The 21,215-nt window shown below is 69.9% G+C and carries 12 protein-coding genes; 5 read left to right on the forward strand and 7 right to left on the reverse strand.

Features of this window, described 5'->3' with window-relative positions:
• Position 1: 1 nt before the first annotated feature.
• The 4 genes from ACH4U7_RS47075 to ACH4U7_RS47090 all read left to right on the forward strand — a co-directional run bounded on the left by ACH4U7_RS47075 (position 2) and on the right by ACH4U7_RS47090 (position 5,760).
• Complete coding sequence (locus ACH4U7_RS47075) at positions 2-823, forward strand: carbohydrate ABC transporter permease (protein ID WP_089511951.1); 822 nt, start codon at positions 2-4, stop codon at positions 821-823.
• 90 nt (positions 824-913) lie between these two features.
• Positions 914-2,911 carry a glycoside hydrolase family 127 protein gene (locus tag ACH4U7_RS47080; protein WP_398533923.1) on the forward strand — a complete coding sequence of 666 codons (1,998 nt, stop codon included), beginning with the start codon at positions 914-916 and terminating at the stop codon, positions 2,909-2,911.
• 45 nt (positions 2,912-2,956) lie between these two features.
• Entirely contained in the window at positions 2,957-5,110 is a 2,154-nt protein-coding gene (locus ACH4U7_RS47085) for a glycoside hydrolase family 127 protein (protein WP_398533924.1), read from the forward strand.
• Positions 5,111-5,160: 50 nt separating this feature from the next.
• Positions 5,161-5,760, forward strand: a complete 600-nt coding sequence (locus ACH4U7_RS47090) for a hypothetical protein (protein ID WP_398533925.1) — start codon at positions 5,161-5,163, stop codon at positions 5,758-5,760.
• Between the two features lie 2 nt (positions 5,761-5,762).
• Here the strand turns inward: ACH4U7_RS47090 and ACH4U7_RS47095 are convergent, their stop codons facing one another.
• The 5 genes from ACH4U7_RS47095 to ACH4U7_RS47115 form a co-directional block, all read right to left on the reverse strand.
• Positions 5,763-6,656: a LysR family transcriptional regulator gene (locus tag ACH4U7_RS47095; RefSeq protein ID WP_398533926.1), complete on the reverse strand. Its 894-nt coding sequence runs from the start codon at positions 6,654-6,656 to the stop codon at positions 5,763-5,765.
• 75 nt (positions 6,657-6,731) lie between these two features.
• On the reverse strand, positions 6,732-7,901 hold the full coding sequence (locus tag ACH4U7_RS47100) for an FAD-dependent monooxygenase (RefSeq protein ID WP_398533927.1): 1,170 nt from the start codon (positions 7,899-7,901) through the stop codon (positions 6,732-6,734).
• Positions 7,898-15,115: an amino acid adenylation domain-containing protein gene (locus ACH4U7_RS47105; RefSeq protein WP_398533928.1), complete on the reverse strand. Its 7,218-nt coding sequence runs from the start codon at positions 15,113-15,115 to the stop codon at positions 7,898-7,900. Before ACH4U7_RS47105 ends, ACH4U7_RS47100 begins: the two co-directional genes overlap by 4 nt.
• Before the next feature lie 105 nt (positions 15,116-15,220).
• Positions 15,221-16,204 carry a 3-oxoacyl-ACP synthase III family protein gene (locus ACH4U7_RS47110; RefSeq protein WP_398533929.1) on the reverse strand — a complete coding sequence of 328 codons (984 nt, stop codon included), beginning with the start codon at positions 16,202-16,204 and terminating at the stop codon, positions 15,221-15,223.
• A 235-nt stretch (positions 16,205-16,439) separates the two neighbouring features.
• Positions 16,440-16,589 carry a hypothetical protein gene (locus tag ACH4U7_RS47115; protein WP_398533930.1) on the reverse strand — a complete coding sequence of 50 codons (150 nt, stop codon included), beginning with the start codon at positions 16,587-16,589 and terminating at the stop codon, positions 16,440-16,442.
• Positions 16,590-16,756: 167 nt separating this feature from the next.
• Here ACH4U7_RS47115 and ACH4U7_RS47120 point away from each other — a divergent pair, with 167 nt between their 5' ends.
• Positions 16,757-18,997 (forward strand): MMPL family transporter, encoded by a 2,241-nt coding sequence (locus tag ACH4U7_RS47120; protein ID WP_398533931.1) that lies wholly within the window; start codon positions 16,757-16,759, stop codon positions 18,995-18,997.
• A 38-nt stretch (positions 18,998-19,035) separates the two neighbouring features.
• Here ACH4U7_RS47120 and ACH4U7_RS47125 read toward each other — a convergent pair whose 3' ends face one another.
• Positions 19,036-19,755, reverse strand: coding sequence for a hypothetical protein (locus ACH4U7_RS47125; protein ID WP_398533932.1), 720 nt, complete (start codon positions 19,753-19,755; stop codon positions 19,036-19,038).
• Positions 19,756-19,933: 178 nt separating this feature from the next.
• A complete protein-coding gene (locus tag ACH4U7_RS47130) occupies positions 19,934-21,199 on the reverse strand; it encodes a cytochrome P450 (RefSeq protein ID WP_398533933.1) in 1,266 nt (421 codons plus the stop codon).
• Positions 21,200-21,215: the final 16 nt, after the last annotated feature.

Genomic DNA, 21,215 nt, shown 5'->3' on the forward strand with positions numbered 1-21,215 from the left:
GGTGCTCACCCGCGCCCTCGGCCGGACGCCCCATTACGTCCTCGCCGGAGGACTGGCCGTCATCTTCCTCTTCCCCCTGCTGTGGAACGCCTGGGCGTCGGTCAGCGGACAGCCCGGCACCGCGCAGGAGTCCGGCTACGGCCTCGGCAACTACCGGACGCTGCTCGACTACGACGCGGGCCTGTGGCGGTACCTCCTCAACAGCACGATCGTCTCGGCGCTCACCGTCGCCCTGACCCTCGCGGTGTCGCTGCTCGGCGGCTACGCCTTCGCCCGCTTCGACTTCCCGGGCAAGAACCTGCTGTTCCTGCTGACGCTGGCCATTCTCATGGTCCCGTACGCCACGCTCCTCATCCCGCTCTACGTACTGCTCGGCAGGCTCGAACTGCAGAACTCGCTGCTCGGGCTGAGCCTGGTGCTTGCCATGTTCCAACTGCCCTTCGCCACCTTCATGATGCGGATCTCCTTCGAGGCGGTGCCCCGCGAACTGGAGGAGTCGGCGCTCGTCGACGGCTGCGGCACGGCGGGCGCGCTGCGCCGGGTGCTGCTCCCGGCGGTGCGACCGGGGCTGATCACCGTGGGGCTCTTCGCCTTCCTCGCGGCCTGGAACGACTTCATCGCCCCGCTGATCCTCATCTCGGACAGCGAGAAGGCGCCCCTGCCGCTGGCCGTCGCGAATCTGCGGCAGCAGAGCATGGGCGCCGTCGACTACGGCGCCACCGAGGCGGGTGTGGTGGTCCTCGCGGTGCCCTGCCTCCTCCTCTTCCTGCTGCTGCAACGGCACTACGTACGGGGGTTCATGTCGGGCGCGCTCAAGGGCTGAGGCGCCGGACCACGGAGAAGGACCACCTTGACTGTGCGGAGACGGACAACCGAAAGGACGAACCGAAGGCATGAACTGGTGAGGGAGAACATGGCGCGGTCACTCGTCCTGCCGGTGGCGCCGACCCGGGGCCGGCTGCGGCCGCTCGGGCTCGACGAGGTCAGGATCACCGGAGGCTTCTGGGCCCGGCGCCGGGAGATCAACGCGACCGCCACACTCGGCCACTGCCGCGACTGGATGGCCCGCGTCGGCTGGATCGGCAACTTCCGGGCCGCCGTCGAGGGCCGGATCGAACGGGACCGGCGCGGCCGTGAATTCGCCGACTCCGACGTCTACAAACTGCTCGAAGCCATGGCCTGGGAGGCCGCCGGTCACGGCACCGACAGCTCGCTCGATGCACAGATCGCCGAGCTCACCGAGTCCATCGCGCCCGCCCAGGAACCGGACGGCTATCTGAACACCGCCTTCGGCCGCCCCGGGCAGCAGCCCCGGTACAGCGATCTCGAATGGGGTCACGAGCTGTACTGCTACGGCCACTTGATCCAGGCCGGGGTGGCCCAGGCCAGGGCCCGGGGTGAGGGCGAGCTGACGAAGATCGCCCGGCGGGCCGCCGACCATGTCTGCGCCACCTTCGGGCCGGGGAGCATCGAGCGCGTCTGCGGCCATCCGGAGATCGAGCCGGCCCTGGTGGAACTGGCCAGGCTCACGGGAGAGCAGCGCTACCTCGACCAGGCCGCCCTGTTCGTCGACCGCCGCGGCCACCACACCCTCGCCGACACCGAGTTCGGCCGCGCCTACTACCAGGACGACCTGCCCATCCGTCAGGCCACGGTGCTGCGCGGCCACGCCGTCCGCGCGCTCTACCTCGCGGCCGGCGCCGTCGACGTGGCCGTGGAGACCGGGGACGACGCGCTGCTGGCCGCGGTCGTACGGCAGTGGGAGGCCACGGTCGCCCGGCGTACCTATCTGACGGGCGGCATGGGCTCGCACCACCGGGACGAGTCCTTCGGCGACGACTTCGTGCTGCCGCCCGACCGCGCCTACTCGGAGACCTGCGCCGGTGTCGCCTCCGTGATGCTCAGCTGGCGGCTGCTGCTGGCCACCGGCGAGCCGCGGTTCGCCGATCTGGCGGAGCGGACCCTGTTCAACGTGGTCGCCACCTCCCCGTCCGAGGACGGCCGCGCCTTCTTCTACGCCAACACCCTGCACCGGCGCCGCCGGGGCAGCGTGCCCGCCGCGGACGTGGACAGCCCGCGTGCCGAGTCGAGTCTGCGCGCGCCCTGGTTCGCGGTGTCCTGCTGCCCGACCAACGTGGCACGGACCCTGGCCCAACTGCCCGCCTACCTCGCGACGGCGGACGACGACGGCGTGCAGCTGCACCAGTACGCCGACGCCGAGATCGCCACATCGCTCACCGGAGGCCATGGCGTCGCGCTGCGGGTGCGTACCGACTACCCGTCCGGCGGGGCCGTGACCGTGCGGATCGACCGTTCCCCGGACCGCCCGTGGACCCTGTCGCTGCGCGTCCCAGGGTGGGCGCGGGGCGCCGCCGCGTGGCTGGTCGAGCCGGACGGGACACGCCGCTCCGTCCCCACGGGCACCGCCACGGTCAGCCGCCATTTCCGGCCCGGCGACGAGGTACGGCTCGAACTGCCCGTGGCGCCGCGCTGGATCGGCGCCGATCCGCGCATCGACGCGGTGCGCGGCACGGTGGCCGTCCAGCGGGGGCCGCTGGTGTACTGCGCCGAGTCGGTGGACCTGCCGGACGGGCACGAGGCCGACGCGGTACGCGTGGATCCGTCCGTCGAGCCGAAGGACGGGCGAGACCCCGACGGCACAGACGGCACAGACGGCACGGCCGGCACAGACGGCACCGTCATCGTGGCCGGAGAGCTGACCGGACACGCCGAAGACAGCGACACGCCATGGCCGTACGCACCGCTCGACCGCCCCGCCGCCACTCCCCCGCCCGCGCCCGAGCGCGCGGAGATCGTCCTGGTGCCCTACCGCTCCTGGGCCAACCGCGGGCCCTCGACGATGCGGGTGTGGCTGCCGACGGCGGAACCGAACACCACCGCCCCTTCGTAACCCCTCTGCCCTGCCCGCCGACGACCGACGATCGGAGTCACCAGCATGTCCCACCCTCCATCCCGCCGCCACGCGCTGAGACTCGCCGCGGGGGCCGCGGCCGCCGCTCCGCTCGCGACCGCCGTTCCGTCGGCGCACGCCGCCACCACCGCCGCGGCGTCCTCCCAGGTCACAGCCGGGCCGGTGCCCGTCCCGGACACCTGGTCGGTCCGCCCCTTCCCGCTGGACGGGGTGACGCTCGGCGACGGTGTCTTCCGCCGTAAGCGCGATCTGATGCTCGGCTACGCCAGGTCCTATCCGGCCGACCGCATCCTGGCCGTGTTCCGGGCCAACGCCGGGCTCGACACCCGCGGCGCCCGGCCGCCCGGCGGCTGGGAGACCTCCGACGGCAATCTGCGCGGCCACTACGGCGGCCACTTCCTCACCCTCATCGCCCAGGCGTACGCCGACACCGGAGAGGCCGCGCTGAAGACCAAGCTGGACTATCTGGTCGGCGCGCTCGGCGAGTGTCAGAAGGCCCTGGCCGACCACGGCTCGCCGATCCCCAGCCACCCCGGCTATCTGGCGGCGTACCCGGAGACCCAGTTCATCCTGCTGGAGAGCTATACGACGTACCCGACCATCTGGGCGCCGTACTACACCTGCCACAAGATCATGCGCGGTCTGCTCGACGCGCACACCCTGGGCGGGAACCAGCAGGCCCTGGAGATCGCCTCGGGGATGGGCGACTGGGTGCACAGCCGGCTCGGCCATCTGCCGGCGGCCCAGCTGGAGCGCATGTGGTCCATCTATATCGCCGGTGAGTACGGCGGGATGAACGAGGTGCTGGCCGACCTGTACGCCCTCACCGGCCGGGCGGAACACCTCGCCGCCGCCCGCTGCTTCGACAACACCGCGCTGCTGAAGGCCTGCGCCGAGAACCGCGACATTCTGGAGGGCAGACACGCCAACCAGCACATCCCGCAGTTCACCGGCTATCTGCGGCTGTTCGACCACACGGCGAAGCAGGAGTACTCCAGCGCGGCCGGCAACTTCTGGGGCATGGTCACCGGCTCCCGGATGTACAGCCTCGGCGGCACGGGGCAGGGCGAGATGTTCCGCGCCCGTGGCGCCATCGCGGCCACTCTGGACGACAAGAACGCCGAAACCTGCGCGACGTACAACATGCTGAAACTCACCCGGCAGTTGTTCTTCCACCAGCCGGACCCCGCCTATATGGACTACTACGAGCGGGGCCTGACCAACCACATCCTCGCCTCCCGCCGGGACGCCGCCGCCACGGACAGCCCGGAGGTCACCTACTTCGTCGGGATGGGCCCGGGGGTGCGGCGTGAGTTCGACAACACCGGCACCTGCTGCGGTGGCACCGGGATGGAGAACCACACCAAGTACCAGGACTCGGTGTACTTCCGCTCAGCCGACGGCAACGCGCTGTATGTCAACCTCTATCTCGCCTCGACACTGCGGTGGCCGGAGCGGGGCTTCGTCATCGAGCAGACCAGCGACTTCCCGGCCGAGGGCGTCCGTACCCTGACGTTCCGCGGGGGCAGCGGGCGGCTCGATCTGAGGCTCCGCGTTCCGGCCTGGGCCACGGCGGGCTTCACCGTCACGGTCAACGGGGTCCGGCAGCGGGTCGCGGCGGAGCCCGGCAGCTATCTCCCCCTGAGCAGGGACTGGCGGCCCGGCGACCGGGTCCGGATCTCCGCCCCCTACAGCCTGCGCATCGAGCGGGCCCTGGACGACCCCGCCGTCCAGTCGGTGTTCTACGGTCCGGTGCTGCTGACCGCCCAGAGCCAGGAGACGCAGTTCCGCGTGTTCTCGTTCTACAAGGACTTCACGCTCCGGGGCGATCTGGCCGATGCGATCAAGCCCGGGGGCCGGCCGATGTACTTCACCACGCACGGCCTGACCCTCGCACCGTTCTATGTCGGGGACGTGGCGCCCTACCACGCCTACTTCAAGCGCTCGGAACCCACCGTCGTGTTCGGCGCGACCGACTCGCGCGTGCCGAACCGCGCCCGCGGCAACGGTCTCACCTTCCTGGACGTGCTCTGGGCGCAGGCCCCCTTCGCCACCTCCGGCAGCTTTGTCCAGGCGGTACGCACCCTCGCCGACACCTGGCTGTCCGAGGGGCTGTTCAGCCGCGCCGAACGGGACGGCGTCGTCGCGGCCGCGGTCGGGGCGGACCTGAGGCACTGACGTACCCCACCCCCAACCCCCCACATCAACCCCCCACAGGAGGGACCCTCATGAGTACCTGGCGCAACAAGGCGGCCATCGCCGCGCTGGTGGCCGCCGCGCTGGCCGGGCCGGGTGTCGCGCAGGCCGCACCGGCGGCCCCGGCAGCGGCCCAGGAGCAGGCGGCAGCGGCCACCATCACCTGGACGCTCGAACGGGCCGGCAACCCCACCCCGGACCAGCAGACGGCCTACAACCTCATCACGGCGGCCATGAACGCCGCGGTGGCCCGGTACAACAACCTCAGCGACCTGGGCAAGAACATCACCGTGCGCTACGACCCCGGTGTGCCCACCGCCGACGGAAACATCAACGGAACCATCCGCTTCGGCCAACGCGCCTATATGACGGAGCGGACCGCCCTGCACGAGATCGCCCACACCATCGGCGTGGGCACCAGCTCGGGCTGGTCCTCTCTCGGCGGCAGTGGCACCTGGCGCGGTGCGCAGGCCACGGCGCTCGTCAAGCGGTTCGACGGTTCGGGTGCCACGCTGTCCACCGGTGGCGGACACTTCTGGCCCTACGGTCTGAACTACGAGAACGAGTTCTCGAACACGGCCGCCGACCGCCATGTCCAGATCGTCGTCGCCATGGTGGCCGACGGTCTGTGAGTTCAGGACACCCCGAGCCGTGGCTCGCGGGTGAGGGCGGCGGCCAGTCGGTGCAGGGCGGGGTTCGGGCTGTCCGGGCTCCAACAGGCGTGCAGGGTCACGGAGTGGGCGTCGGCCGGGGCAAGCTCCCGGTACCGGACGCCGTGCACCCCCATCGTCATGATGGAGCGCGGTATCAGCGCACAGCCGAGCCCCGCCCGCACCAGCGCCAGCATGGTCGGCACCTGTGAGGTCAGCTGACTGACCGCGTAGCGGTCCACGCCGATCATGGCGGCGCAGATGTCGTGCAGATACCGGGAGCCCTCGGGGGTGTAGCCGATGTAGTCGTCGGCGACGTCCGCGAGGGCGACGGGGTCCTCGGCGCGGGCCAGCGCATGGTCGGCGGGGACGGCGAGCACCAGGTCCTCGGAGTGCACCAGGACCGACTGGTACTGATCGGGGATCGGCGGCCGGACGAGGCCCATGTCGATCTCCAAATCGGCCAGCGCCGCGAACTGGTCCGGGCTGACGAGTTCCGTCAGTTCCACGGAGACATCGGGGAGGTGGCGGTTCACCAGATCGAGGACGTCGGCGAGTATCGCGTACGCCCCGATCGCGGTGAAGGCCAGCCGCAGGGTCCCGGTACGGCCCTCGGCGGCGTGGCGGGCGGCGACCGGGGCGGCGTCCAGCAGGGCCAGGACCCGGCGGCAGTGGTCGAGAAGGGCCTGGCCCGCCGCGGTGAGACGGGTGCCCCGGCCGGTGCGCTCGAAGAGCACGACGCCCAGGCTTCGCTCCAGCGCCTGGATCTGGCGGGTCAGCGGCGGCTGGGTCATGTTGAGCCGTGCCGCGGCACGGCCGAAGTGCTGTTCCTCTGCGACGGCGACGAAACCACGGAGCTGTTGCAGAGAGAAGTCCATGCCGGTCACGGTACCGGCCGAGGACCACGGGGCCACAGCGGTGTGCGCTGTGGCCCCGTCACGACGGTCGCGCTGTCAGACGTGGATCCCGGGGAACGTGAAGACGTCCCGCTGCTGCTCCACGAAGGCCGCGTAGGTCGTCGCGCGCAGTTGCTCGTCCCGTTCGTGCCGCTGCCCCGGGTCCTCCAGTTGCTCCTGTTCGCTCAGCGCGCGGGAGCCGAGGACCATGGCCCGGTTGCGCTCGCGGCGCTGGTCCTCGTAGCTGCGCAGTCCGGCGGTCAGATCGCCGGCCCGGGCCAGTGTCCCGGCCAGGACGACGGCGTCCTCGATGGCCATCCCGGCGCCCTGGGCGAGGCTGGTGAGCATGGGGTGCGCGGCGTCTCCGAGGAGGGTGACCCGGCCGTCGCCCCACTGCTCCAGGAAGTCGCGGTCACGGGCCGGGATGGCGATGATGTCCTTTTCGGGGGTCACGCGGATGGCCGCCTGGACCTCGTCCGCCCAGCCGGCGTACGCCTGGACGATCTCCTCCTTCGTGCCCTGCCAGTCCGCGGCCCGTTCGACGGACATGTTCTTGGTGCCGAACCAGTAGGTCTGTCCGTGTCCCACGTCCAGCAGGCCGAAGCGCTGCCCGCTTCCCCAGTAGTGGAGGACCGATCCGGTCTCGAAGTTCGGGTGGCTGAACGGGACGATGGCGAGCCAGCACACATATCCGGCCTCCCGCACCGGTTCCGGACCGGTGATCTGGCGGCGGATGGCGGAGTTGATCCCGTCGGCCCCGATGACGATGTCGCCGTGGGCCTCGCTGCCGTCGGCGAAGCGCACGGTCGCCCCGTCCGGCCGGGTCTCGTAGCCGAGGGCGGCGGCGCCGAGGGTGATGGGGGTGTCCCCCACCGCTTCCAGCAGGCCCTGCTGCAAGGCGCTGCGGCTGATGACCACGGTGGGCGGCAGCCCCAGTTCGTCGCTCAGCTCCGGGATGGGAAACCAGGTGATGTGGTTGCCTTCGGCGTCGTTGATGCCGAAGCGCTGGAGTATCTGCCCGCGCTTTTCGAGGCCGATGTCGAGGCCGAGGGCTTCCAGCGCGGCGCCGCCGTTGCTCAGCACGCCGAGGCCGGAGCCGGCGGCTTTCAGTTCGGTGGCGCGCTCGTACACCTCGACGTCGAAGTCGACCTGGCGCAGCGCGGCGGCCAGCGTGAGACCGCCGATCCCTGCCCCGATGACCACTGCTTTGGGCCGGTGGGATGTCATAGAACTCGGTTTTCCCTTCGGAGATGGGTTGAGCGGTGCAGGATGTCGGCCATGGTCTTGGCCACATGGGCGACGCCGGGCTCCTCCATGATGGAGAGGTGATCGCCGGGTATGCCGATGACCTGGATACGGCCGGTGGTCACCCGCTGCCAGCCGTTGGTGGGTTCGTAGTGCAGGCTGCCCGCGGCGCCGTGCATGGCTTCGAGGATCGCGGGGAGCGGTTCGTCGGCCCGCAGCAGGATGACGTCCTGGTCGTTGGTGCCCGGCCGGTAGTCCAGCGTGGCCAGCCAGTTCGCCCGGTAGAGGCGGAAGAGGCGCCGGATGACGGTCCCCGAGCTGTCGGCGGGCAGCACACCCAGGTCGACGGCGCACCGTGCGATATGTGCGAACTTCTCGTCCAGCGAGGTGGCGTGCTCGGGTATCTCCTCCAGGGGCGAGGCTCCGCCGCGTACGGGCCAGAGCAGTTCCCAGAAGAACCAGCCGAGCAGCGCGTCATCGGTGTACAGCTCGCGCAGTCGGGGGTTGAGGATGACCGTGTCCAGGATCAGCACCTCGGCCTGCTCGCCCTGCGCGCGGAGTTGCAGGGCCATTTCGAAGGCGACGAACCCGCCGAAGGAGTAGCCGCTGATCTTGTACGGGCCTTCGGGCTGGATCCGTTTGACCGCGGCGAGGTAGCTGCGGGCCATGTCCGGAATGGTGTCCAGCGGTTCGGTGCCGGGGTCTGCGCCGGCCGCCTGGAGGGCGTACAGCGGCTGGTCGGCGTCGAGGTGTTTGGCGAAGGGCAGGAAGCACAGCACATTGCCGCCCATGGGGTGGACCATGAAGAGCGGGGTCCGGCCACCCGACGGGTTGAGCGGCACGATCGGGTCGAAGCGGGCCGGTGTCGCCGCGCCGGATCCCAGCCGGTCGGCCATGGCGGCCACGGTGGGCGCGGCGATGAACTCCGACAGCGGGATGACGGTGCCGAAGCGCTGTTCCAGGGTGGCGATCAGCCGCATAGCGGTCAGTGAGGTGCCACCCAGGTCGAACATGGAGTCGTGGATGCCGACTTCGGGCAGATGCAGCAGGTCAGCGAGGATTTCGGCGAGGGCCTTCTCGAGCGGGGTGCGGGGCGGGGTGGTGTCGTGGTCGGCCGGCGCTTCGAGGGGGATGGCCCGCAGGGCGGCGTCGTCGCGTTTCCCGCTGGGGGTGGACGGCATGGCGGGGAGCCACTGGACGTAGGACGGGACCATGTAGTCGGGGAGCGTTTCGCGCAACAGGCTGCGGAGCGCACCGGTGTCCACCGTCGATGAGTCGCCGGTGAGAAACGCCACCAGGACCGTGTCCGTACCGGGGCGGTTGTGGGCGACGACGGCGACCTCCGCGATACCGGGGTGGCGGGGGACGAGGTCGCGGATCGCCAGTTCCACCTCGGCCGTCTCGACCCGGAATCCGCGGACCTTGACCTGGGTGTCGGCGCGGCCGGTGCATACGATGTCGCCGCCCGGCAGGGCGAAGCCGAGGTCGCCGGAGCGGTAGAAGCGGCCGGACCTGCCGGGCAGCGTGACAAAGCGTTCCTTGGTCAGATCGTCGCGGCCCAGATATCCCCGTGCGACTGTGGCGCCGCCGAGATACAGCTCGCCCGTCACCCCGGGCGGCACGGCGCGCAGTCGCGGGTCCACCACGGCCACCTGGGCACCGTCGACGGCGGTCCCCACCGGGGGGAGGTCCGGGAAGTCGGCCGGCGGTCCGGTCAGGGTGTGGCGGGTGACCACATGGGTCTCGGTGGGGCCGTACTGGTTCTCCAGCACCATCCCGGGCAGGGCCGAGCACAGCCGGCGGACCTCGTCGGTGATCCTCAGCTGTTCGCCGCTGGAGACGATGACGCGCAGCGCGGCCGGGGTGAGGCCCAACGCTTCGGCGGCCAGGGCCAGTTGCTGGAGGGCGATGGAGGGAACGAAGACGCGCTCGACCCGTTCCCGGTGCAACAGGCGCACCAGGGCCGGCATGTCCCTGCGGATCTCCTCCGGCACCAGCCGGAGGGCGCCGCCCGCGCACAGAGTGGAGAAGATCTCCTGGAGGGAGACGTCGAAGCTCAGCGGCGCGTACTGCAGGGTGATGCCCTTCGCGGCGCTGGGGGCGCGGTTCTGCCAGGAGACGAGGGCGGCCAGGGTGCGATGGGGGATGTCGACCCCCTTGGGCCGCCCGGTGGAGCCCGAGGTGAACAGGACACACGCGGTGCCGTCCAGGGCGATCGCCGGGAGCGGCGAGGCGGAGGTGTCCTCGGTGGGCGGTTCGGCGATCTCCTCGAACCGTACGATCCGCGAGGCGCGACCGAGGAGGGCGTCGTACCGGCCGGTGGTGACGATATGACGGGGATCCGCCGCTTCGATCATGTAGGAGAGCCGGGTGGCGGGGTATCCGGTGTCCAGCGGCATGACCGCCGCTCCGGCCCGCATGATGCCCAGGATGACCGCGATCACCTCGGGAGACCGGTCGGCCGCGACACCGACGACATCGCCGGAGCACACCCCCAGGGCGAGCAGGTTGCGGGCCACGGCCTCGGTCGTCCGGTCCAGCCGCGCGTAGGTCCACTGTTCGTCCTCGGTTGCCAGGGCGAGGGCCTCCGGGGTACGTACGACCTGGTCCGCGAAGCGGTCCACCACGCTCAGTGGCGCGTTTGTGCCAGCGGACAGCGGCTGTGACACGGAGGTGAGGAAGTCCCAGCCGGGCAGCTCCAGGGGGTGGTGGACCATACGGTCCAGGACGCGGATGTAGTAGTCGGCGAACACACGGACCTGGTCCCGGGTGACCGTCTGGCCGTCGTTGTCGATACGCAGCCAGATGCTCTGGTCGACGGGGTCCGTCACGGCGTTGACCAGCAGCGAGAAGTTGGTCTCCTCGACGGTGCGCAGATCCGTCAGCTCCAGCCCCGGCTCCCGGAGCGCGTCCGTGAGCTGCTCGAACCGTACGTAGTTGAACACCGTCTCGAACAGCGGACCGCCGCCGTGCTCCTCCTGGATGGCGCTGATCGGGTAGTGGCGGTGAGGATACGCGCCCTGCTCGCGCCCGAACGCCTCCCGCACCGCGTCCAGCCAGCTGTCCTGGGCCGTGTTCACCCTCATGGGCAGGGTGTTGAGGAACAGTCCGACCATGCGCTCGGCATGCGGGTGTTCCGGGCGGCCGTGTGCGATGAGACCGGTCATGATGTCGTCGCGCCCTGACAGCAGCCGCAGGGTCATGCAGTGGGCGGCGAACAGCACCGACTTCACCGGCAGCGCCTGAGCTCGGGCGAAGGCCCGTACGTCGTCGACCAGCCGGGTCGGCAGATCGAAGCGGTGTGATCCGCGCCCGCCCGCGGCCGACGGCGGCTGGTGCGGGCGGTACGAGCCGAGTGCGGTGGGTTCGCCACCGTCGAGCTCCTTGCGCCAGTACCGGCAGTCTTCCTCCGACGCCAGGGCCCGGCGTTCGGCCAGCAGGTGTGCGGCGGGCGAGGGCAGGCGGACCTCGGGCGCCGGGGTCGGATGCAGGCCCAGGGCATGCCCGTAGTCACGCAGTAGTTCGCCCATGAGGTTGGCGACGCTCGCCCCGTCGAACAGGGCGTGGTGGAAGCTCAGGACCAGGTCGATCGCGCTGCGGCGGACGTGGACGCGCAGCGCGTACAGCGGGGCGGAGGCAGTGTCGAAGGTGTACTCGTGGTGGCGGCGCTCTTCGATATGCCGCGCCACCTCCGCTTCCGCGTCGTCGACCTCACGGGACCGCAGATCGACGACGTCGAGGCCGTCGAAGCCATCGTCCGTGGCCGGGTGCACCAGCTGCAGCGGTTCGGTGAACCCGGCCAGGCCGAAGCTGGTGCGCAGCGCCGGATGGCGCCGTACGAGCCCGCCGAAGGCCGCGCGGAAGCGTCCCTCGTCCCAGTCGCAGCGCAGCGTATAGCGGAACACGTCCTTGTACAGGGACGATCCCCGGCGCTGACGGCTGTGGTAGATCAGGCCGAGTTGCATCCGGGTGAGCGGATAGGCGTCCGAGACCGAGCCGAGCCGCGCCCGGTCGATACCGGAGACGGTGTCGAAGGGGCTCGGTTCCTCCAAGGGGTCGGAGGGGGATGCGTCGAGGACGGCCCGCGCGGCCAGGCGGGCGACGGTGGAGTGCCGTACGAGATCGGCCAGGGGGAAGCGCAGACCACGCTGCTCGGCCAGGGCGCGGACCCGCAGCATCTGCAGCGAGTCGCCGCCGAGCGCGTAGTAGTCGTCCTCGGCGCCCACCGGACCGCACCGCAGGACCTCGGACCATACGTCCGCCAGGATCTGTTCCGCAGGGGTGAGCGGGCGTGTGGCCGGTGTGCCGCCGCGGGCCACCGGTTCCGGCAGCGTCCGGCGGTCCGCCTTGCCGTTGGGGGTCAGCGGAATGCGGTCGAGCCGCATCAGCAGTGCCGGGATCATGAAAGCCGGTAGGTCGTCGGCGAGTTGGCGGCGCACATCGGCGGCGTCGATCTCGTCGTCGGCGACGTAGTAGCCGACCAGGTGGACGCCCCGTTCGTCATCGGTGCGGTCCACGACCAGCGCGTCCCGGATACCGGGCATGGCGATCAGGGCCCGGCCGACCTCGCCCGGCTCCACCCGGTTCCCGCGGATCTTCACCTGGTCGTCGAGGCGGCCGAGGTATTCGAGGGAGCCGTCGGCGAGCCACCGTACGAGGTCACCGGTACGGTACAGACTGCCTTCGCCGGTGAACGGATCTGCGATGAACCGCTCCGCCGTCAGGTCGGGCCGGTTCAGATATCCCGCGGCCACCCCGGCGCCGCCGATCCACAGCTCGCCCGGGACACCTGTGGGCTGCGGCTGCCCGTCCTCCCCGACCACGTACAGACAGGTGTTGTCGATCGGCCGTCCGATGGGCACGCGGCCGACGGGGCGGCTGGGGTCCCCGGGGCAGTCGTGGAAGGTCACATCGACGGTCGCCTCGGTCGGTCCGTACAGGTTCACCAGGTCCGGCGTAACACGCTCGCCGTCGTGGAAGAGCCGGTTGAACCGGTCGACATGGGCAGTCGACAGCGCCTCTCCGCTGCAGAAGACACGGCGCAGCGTCTCCGTCCGGTCGCGCATGTCCGGGGTCTGCTCCGCGGCGTCGAGGAAGGCACCGAGCATGGACGGTACGAAGTGCGCGACGGTGACGCGCCGGTCGCGGATGGTCCGGCCGAGCACCCGAGGGTCCTTCTCACCGCCGGGCGGCAGAAGGGCCACGCTCGCTCCCTCAACCGCCCACCAGAACAGCTCCCATACGGACACATCGAAGGACACGGGTGTCTTCTGGAGCAGTACGTCGCCCTCGCCGATCGGGTACGCGCGCTGCATCCAGGCCAGCCGGTTGACCACCGAGTGGTGCCGGACCTGGACGCCCTTGGGCTTGCCGGTGGAGCCGGAGGTGTAGATCACATACGCGAGGTCCGAGCCGTCGGCCGCCCGCTCAAGCGGGGAGTCGTCGCCGTGCAGCAGATCCGCGACACGGTGCACGGGCACGCCCGCCGCCACCGCGCTCTCCGGCATGCGCCCGTCCGACGTCAGCACGGCGGCCGGACGGCTGTCGTCGAGCAGGAAGCGGATGCGCTCGCGTGGATATCCGGGGTCCACCGGGACATAGGCGCCGCCCGCCTTGCCCACGCCCATCAGCGCGATGAGCAGGTCTGGGCCGCGCTCCAGGGAGACGGCGACCCGGTCGCCCGGGCCCACGCCGTCCGCTCGCAGCGCCCGGGCGACCTGGTTGGCCCGTGCGTCGAGTTCGGCGTAGGTCAGGGCGTCGTCCGGGCCGGGACCCACCACGGCGATCCGCTCCGGACCGCGGGCGACCTGGCGCTCGAAGAGCCCGCACAGGGTGGCGTCCCGTGGATACGCGACGCGGTCTCCCCGGCCGCGCCGGATCAGCTCCTCCCGATCCGAGGCCGGGAGCATCGGCACCGCGGACACCGGCCCGTCCGCCAGGTCCACGCCCTCTTCCAGCAGATACTTCAGGTGCCCGGCCATCGCCTCGATGGGGTAGTCGTCGTCGAAGACATCCGTGGCGTAGTCCAGGTCGAAGCGGATCTCCTGCGCGTTGCCGAAGTCCAGCACCACCACCGAGAGGGCATCCTGCTCATGGCAGGGCGATTCCATCCACGTCTCGAGGTCGATGCCCGGGCCGGGGTCCGGGCGTCCGGCCCGGAGGTAGGACAATGTCACATCGAACAACTGCCGGTTACCGCCGTGGAGTCCGGGTAACGCGCGTACGACGTCCCCCAGCGCGGCCCGCTCGTGTCGGCGCAGTGCACGGGTGGCGCTCCGCGTCCGGTTGACGATGTCGCGCAGCGGCTTCCCGTCGTGCGCGGGCAGAAGCAGGGGCAGCGTGTTCGCGAAATGCCCGACGGTGTCCATGAATTCACCCGGCCGGTTCAGGACCGGAACGCCCAGGATCACCTCCTCGGTGCGATGCACCCGCGTCAGATACGCGCCCAGCATGGTGGCGATATAGGGAAACAGCGGCAGTTGGGCCCTACGGACGCGTTCCGCCCATGAACGGTCCAGGGTGAAGGAGTGGCGCGCGCCTGCGCGGGGGGCGCTCGCCGGCTTCCTGGGGAACAGCGCGGGGACCGCGCCGACGAGGCCGGAGCGGTGGGCCTCCAGGTCCGCGGTGTTCTCTCCGGATCCCTGGTAGGCGGCATCCCGTGCGGAGAACGAGCGGTACGGCGGCGCGCCGCTCTCCGCGGCGGCTCCGCCCGCCACCATCGACGCGTAATCGTCGAGAATCCGGCCGCTCGTCAGGGCGAGCGACCAGCCGTCCATCACCAGGTGGTGCGCGACCAGTTGGAGGTGCGCCACGCGGGGGCCCTCCACCAGGATCGCCACCCGGACCATGGGCTGATCGCGCAGCGGCATCGGGCGCTGCTGGAATGCGCGCACCCAGCGGCGGCAGGCCGCCGCCGGATCGCTTTCCCGTGACAGGTCGGTCGTTTCTACAGCGGGCGGCTGGGGTTCGACCCACTGACGGGGTGTCCCATCCCGGTCGTCGAATCGCAGGCGCAGAGCGTCATGGCGCCGCAGGGCCTGCTCGGCACACTGGCGGAGGACACCGAGATTCACATCCCCGGTGAGCTTCTCGTGAAATGAGACATTGTACTGCGGTGAGTCCTCGGACTGTGCGGCGGAGACCCAGATGTCGAGCTGATATCGCGTCAAAGGGAAGGGCGGCTCGGGTGAATTCATTGTCACGATCTCCGGGTGAGACGTTGGGGGGCCGGCTACCGGTCGAACGAAGGAATGGCAAGGACGGCGGAACAAAGAACGCGAAGGACCGGCAGGGCGGGCGGACTAGTACCAGCGCACCAGTGCCGCGGCGGCGTTCATACCGCCGCCGATGGAGGCCAGCAGGAGGTTTTCCCCTCGCTCCAGGGGTCGGTCCCGGTCCGCCGCACACAGGGTGACGGGAATGGAGGCGCCCGCAGTGTTCCCCAGGTGGGGAGCGGTGAGCGGCATACGCTTACGGTCGATTCCCGTCATATCGGCGAAGGACTCCAACAGGCGGGGGTTCGCCTGATGGAAGATGAACCGGTCAATTCCTCCCAGGCCAAGACCGGCGTCGTCCAGGACCTGGTCCACGATCTTGGGCAGAGTCGTGTGCACATACTGCCGGATCGCACGCCCGTCCATCTTCAGGAAATTCTGCCCGGATTGGAGCGCGGCCCGATCGAGCGGCAGGGCCGTGCCGCCGGCCGGCACCCCGACGAGGTGGTGGAGGGCGCCATCGCTGATGGTCCGCATGGCCAGCAGTCCGTAGCCCTCCGGTACGGGGCCGAGCAGCACGGCTCCGGCGCCGTCCCCGAAGAGGCTCACGGTGCTCCGGTCGGTGCGGTCCATGATGGTGGAGAACATATCGGCGCCCACCACCAGCACATGCTCGGTATCCGGCGTCGCCGACCGCAGACCGTCGGCGACGGCCATGCCGTACAGGAAGCCACTGCATACCGCGTTGACATCGAAGGCCGGCATGACGCGCAGCCCGAGCTTGTGCTGCACAATGGCTGCCGTTGCCGGCTGGGGCACATCGGGCGTACAGGTGGCCAGTATCAGAGCGTCGATCAGCTCCGCGGCGCCGTCGCATTCGGAGAAGATCTGCCGCACCGCGTGGACCGCGAGATCCGAGGTGGCCGTTCCGGTGCTCGCATAACGTCTCTCGAGAATTCCCGTGCGTTTGTGGATCCATTCCTCCGATACGCCGGCCCATTCGGCTATCTGATCGTTTCCGACCACGCGATCGGGTATATGAGATCCGATGCTGATGATCCCTGTGGGCATGGGGAAATCCAGTTCGTCGATGGCCAGGCAGCGCGCATGGCGGTCCCGGCTCGGGGAAGGAAAACAGGAATCGCACTGTTCCTTGAATTTCTTCTCGTCGACAGTCGACGGACTCACATGGAAAGGGATGCCTCGACGGAGGAAGCTTAGCCTGCACCAGAGAAAGCAGTCACTGTGACGTGCACCACTTTATTCCTCCGATGAACGGTGGCCCATAGTCCGTTTTCAGTCCCCGTCACTTCAAACTGACATAGTTCTGCCATACATGGATTTCCGGGTCAACTTTAAACGGCGTCAGATACGGCTGAAAATGCGAGAAAGCGCGACCCCGGCATCGGTCGCCGCGGCCGGTCTGCCGCTCGGCCCCTTCCTCGATGCCGGTCAAACCAGCCTCAGGGGCACGGCACTCTACCCCGGCAGCCCCCGCCGGACGGGCTTTTGAGGTACGGCCGAAGGCCCCCAGGACCCACCCGCGATGTCACATCCGGGGCCTCCCGGTCCGTCCAGACGTCGGTGATGCATCAGATGCCGCACTTCGGAAGGGACAGGAAAATGCTTGACAGGCTGGCCAGACTGGTCATCCGGCGCCGAGTGGCGGTTCTTGTGGTGAGTCTCGTACTCGCCGTGGCCGGAGGAATCGCGAGTACGACCCTCTTCAGCAAATTGGCCGCGGGCGGGTTCGACGACCCGCACTCGGAGTCCGGACGCGCCGTCAAGATGCTCTCCGACACGTTCGGCCAAGGCCGGCCCAACCTCACCGTGCTCGTCACCGTCGACGGCAGCGTGGACGATCCCGCCGCCCGGACCGCGGCCGGCGAGCTCACCCGGGAGCTGAGCAAGGAGCCCGGGGTGGAGAACGTCACCTCTTATTGGACGGCGGGCAAACCGCCCCGGATGAAGAGCAGAAACGGCGATGCGGCCCTGATCACCGGCACGGTGACCGGCGACGACTCCACGGCGCAGAAGCGCGTGGCCGAACTGGCGGATGCCTACGAAGGCGAACGAGCCGGTCTCGACGTGACGTTCGGCGGCAATACGAAGTTCCAAGCCGAGTTTCTGGAGCAGGGCCAGAAGGACGCCCAGACCGGCGAGATCATCGCCATCCCGCTCACCCTGGTCGTGCTGGTCTTCGTCTTCGGAAGTCTGATGGCCGCCGCCCTTCCGCTGATCGTCGCCGTCGTCGCGATGATGCTCTCCATGGGGCTGATGTGGCTCCTGGCGGAGGTGACGGCCGTCGGATCCCTCTCCGCGAGCGTCGTGACCCTGCTGGGTCTGGGGCTCGCGATCGACTACAGCCTGCTCTTCGTCAACCGCTACCGGGAAGAACTGGCCTCCGGGAAGCAGACCGAGGAGGCGCTGCGGGCGACGATGACCTCGGCCGGACGGACAGTGCTCTTCTCGACGCTCACGGTCGCGGTGGCCTCCAGCTCCATGGTGTGGTTTCCGCTTCTGGCCGTACGGTCCATGGGCTACGCGGGCGCGCTGACCGCGGTGCTGTCCGGTGCGGCCGCGCTGCTCGTGCTCCCCTCGGTGCTCGCCATGCTGGGTGACCGGATCGAGCGCGGCCGGGTCATCGGCCGCAAGAAGCGCGCCGCCGGGGCCGCGGACGGTGAGGGTGCCGCCGCGAACGGGTTCTGGCACCGTCTGGCGACGCTGGTGATGCGGCGTCCCCTGCCGATCGCCACGGCGGTCACGCTCTTTCTGCTGCTGCTCGGCGCACCGTTCCTCGGCATCAACATCGGCATGCCGGACGAGCGCGTGATGCCGGAGTCGTCGTCCGCGCGCCGGGTCGCGACCGCCGTCAAGGAGGACTTCGTCGGCAGCGGGCAGAACGCGCTGGTGGTGATCGCGCCCGAGGGCGGATCGGACGAGAAGGCCGTCGCGGGGTACGCGAAGCGGTTGTCATCGCTGCCCGGTGTCGCCGCGGTGCGCACCTCCACCGGAAGCTACGCGGAAGGCGACCTCGTCACCCCCGCTGACCAGCAGTCACGGGGCTTCGCCGGCAAGGGCGCCGTCTACTTCTCGGTGATGCCGGCGTCGGACAGCCCGGACGAGGCCGGGCGGATCGTCGGCGAGATCAGGGACAGCGAGGCGCCGTTCGAGGTCCTGGTGGGCGGCATGGCGGCCACCAACGAGGACGCGGCGTCCGCTCTGGTGGAGTGGCTGCCGTACGCGCTGGGCACGCTGCTGCTCGCGATGCTGGTGCTGCTGTTCCTGGTCACCGGGAGCGTTCTGTTGCCCTTCCTGGCCGTGGTGCTCAGCCTGCTCAGTCTGACGGCGACGTTCGGAGCGCTGGTGTGGGTGTTCCAGGACGGCCATCTGGCGGGGCTGTTCGGCGGTTTCACCGGGACCGGCAATATCGCGGCGACGATCCCGGTGATCCTCTTCGGCCTCGCCTTCGGTCTGGCCATGGACTACCAGGTGTTTCTGCTGTCCCGTATGCGGGAGGAGTACGAGCTGACGGGTTCCCCGACGAAGGCCGTGACCCACGCTCTGGAGCACACGGGTCGGATCGTGACCGCCGCCGCGGTGGCCATTTCGATCGTCTTCCTCGCGTTCACGGCGTCGGACATCTCCTTGGTGAAGGCGTACGGTGTCGGGCTGCCGCTCGCGGTCCTGATGGACGCGACGCTCATCCGCGGTGTGCTGCTCCCCGCCGCGATGCGGCTGGGCGGCGGGGCCACCTGGTGGGCGCCGCCACGGCTTCGGCAGCTGCACTCCCGCCTCGGCCTGCGGGAGGAGGCGAACCCGCCGCAGCCGCGGAAGGAGCGGGAGCAGACGCCGGCCGGCTGACCGCCGGCCGGCGTGAGCGGCTCCCGGTCAGCGGTGGCTCAGGACAGGAAACTGCCGTACGGGCCGTTCAGGATCCCGTTCTTCTGGGACTGGCTGAAGTGGCAGTTCGGGTAGTCGTAGAACGACGCGGACATCGGTGTCCCGTCGGTGGACGTGGAGTCGGGCAGCCCGAAGGCGTGGCCCAGCTCGTGCACCATGCCGCCGTACCACCGGTTCATATTGCCGTTGGTACCGGCGGCACCGTCGGCGTCGTGACCGCTGAGGATCACCCAGCCACCGCCACCGCCGCCACCGGAGACGCCCTGGGCCTCGGCGCTGATCTCGCCGACACACAGCCAGCGCGAGTCCGGGGCGTTGAGAGCCAGCTTGCGCATCAGCTCCTGCTGCATGTTGAAGACCACCCACCAGTACGGGTCGTCGCCGTTCCGCGTGTTCTCGTACCAGGCCCGGTTGTGGTCGCCGCCCACCACCTCGACCGCCGGGTTGTTCAGTGTGAAGGTCTTGCCGAGTTCCTGGCGGTAGTAGCGCTGCGCCTCCTTCATCACATTGGTGATGCCATCGGGGTACCGCTGGTCGAGTGCCACATCCGTGGGCTTGAGCCAGAACACTCGCACGGTCTTGGACGGCGGGGCGGCGGCCGTACGCGCCGTCGCCCCCGTCGCCGCCTCGGCGACCCCCGTCAACACCCCGGAGCCCAACGCTGCCACCCCCGCCGTCGCGGTCAGCACCGCGCGGCGCGTCATCTTGCGACTATCCACCGAACACCTCCTCGATGAACCAGTACATGACAAGACGAAAGCTAGCACCAACTTGCGGTATTGCGAATAACGTTCGAAATATCGAAAACGCCTGGACGGCGGGGCCTAACGGACACCTTCGAAGAAGGTGTGCCCGAAGCCCCGCCGACCCGGAGCGGAGGTCAGCCCAGAGCGCGGGTCAGCCCAGAGCGGGGGTGTACTCCACCGGGAGGGCCGCGATGCCCCGCAACCAGATGGAGGACCGCCACACAAGCTCCTCGGGCGACACGGCCAGCACCACATCCGGCAGCCGGTCGAGCAGCACCTCGATCGCCGTCATGGCGATCACCTCGGCCAGCTCCCGGGCCGGCACCGGGCAGCTGTGCTCTCCGTGGCTGAACGACATATGGGCCTGGTTGCCCGTCGCGTCGGCCCGGAAATCCGGACGTACGCTCGGATCCGCGTTGGCCGCCGCGAGGCCCAGAACCAGGCAGTCGCCCTTCTTGATGCGCTGTCCGCCGAGGATGGTGTCCTCGGCGGCCCAGCGCCCGATGAAGGCGGGAACCGGGGTGTTCTCCCACAGCACCTCGTTCAGCGCCTGGCCGATGCTGCGCCGCCCGCCGGCCATGGTGACCGCGAACCGCTCGTCCGTCAGCATCAGCCCCAGCGCGTTGCCGATCCAGTCGGTCGTGCTCTGATGGCTGGCGTACACCGTGCCGATCAGATCGTTGACGATCTCCTCGTCGGTGAGCGCCGCCCGGTGTGCCGCCATCTGCGCCGGGATCCCCGGCATACCGGGGTTGCTCCGCACCTCGGCCATCAGCGTCACCATGCGGTTGTGCACCCGCTGGTACGCGGCGACGCTGCCCTCGTTGGCGCTGACCATCTCGACCGTGTCGCGCTGGATGGCCACCGCCGTGTCCGGGGCCAGGCCGAACAGCCGGGTCACCACCCGGATCGGCACCTGGCTGGCGTAGTCGGCCACCAGCTCGGCGCGGCCACTGCCCGCGAAGGCGTCGATCAGCTCGTCGGCCACGCGCTCGGACTCGGCACGCAACTCGAACTGGTCCACCGACGCCAGCGCGTCGAACATCGCCTCGGCCCGCCGCTCGTGCTCGGCGCCCTCGGCGAACAGCATGGTCGGCCGGTAGCCGACGAACGGCATCAGCGGCCAGTCGGCCGGGATGTACTCCCATGCGTGCCAGCGGCGCGAGTCACGGGCGAAGAGCGTGGGATCGGAGGTGACACGGTGCAGCTCCCGGTAGCCGAGCACAAGCCAGGCGGGGATGTCGCCGTCGAGCAGGATCGGCGCCACCGCGCCATGGTCCCGGCGCAACCGCCGGTAGAGCTCAGCCGGGTCGGCCTGAAGCTCCTCGGTGTGCATCCGTACGGCGCCGGGGTGCGCCGGGCAGCCGGTGAGAGACGATGGGCCGTCGACCGGCGAGGGGTGGTGCACGTTCGTCACGCTGTCAGCTCCGGGG

This window comes from Streptomyces sp. NPDC020845 (genome assembly GCF_044334165.1).
Lineage (GTDB): Bacteria > Actinomycetota > Actinomycetes > Streptomycetales > Streptomycetaceae > Streptomyces.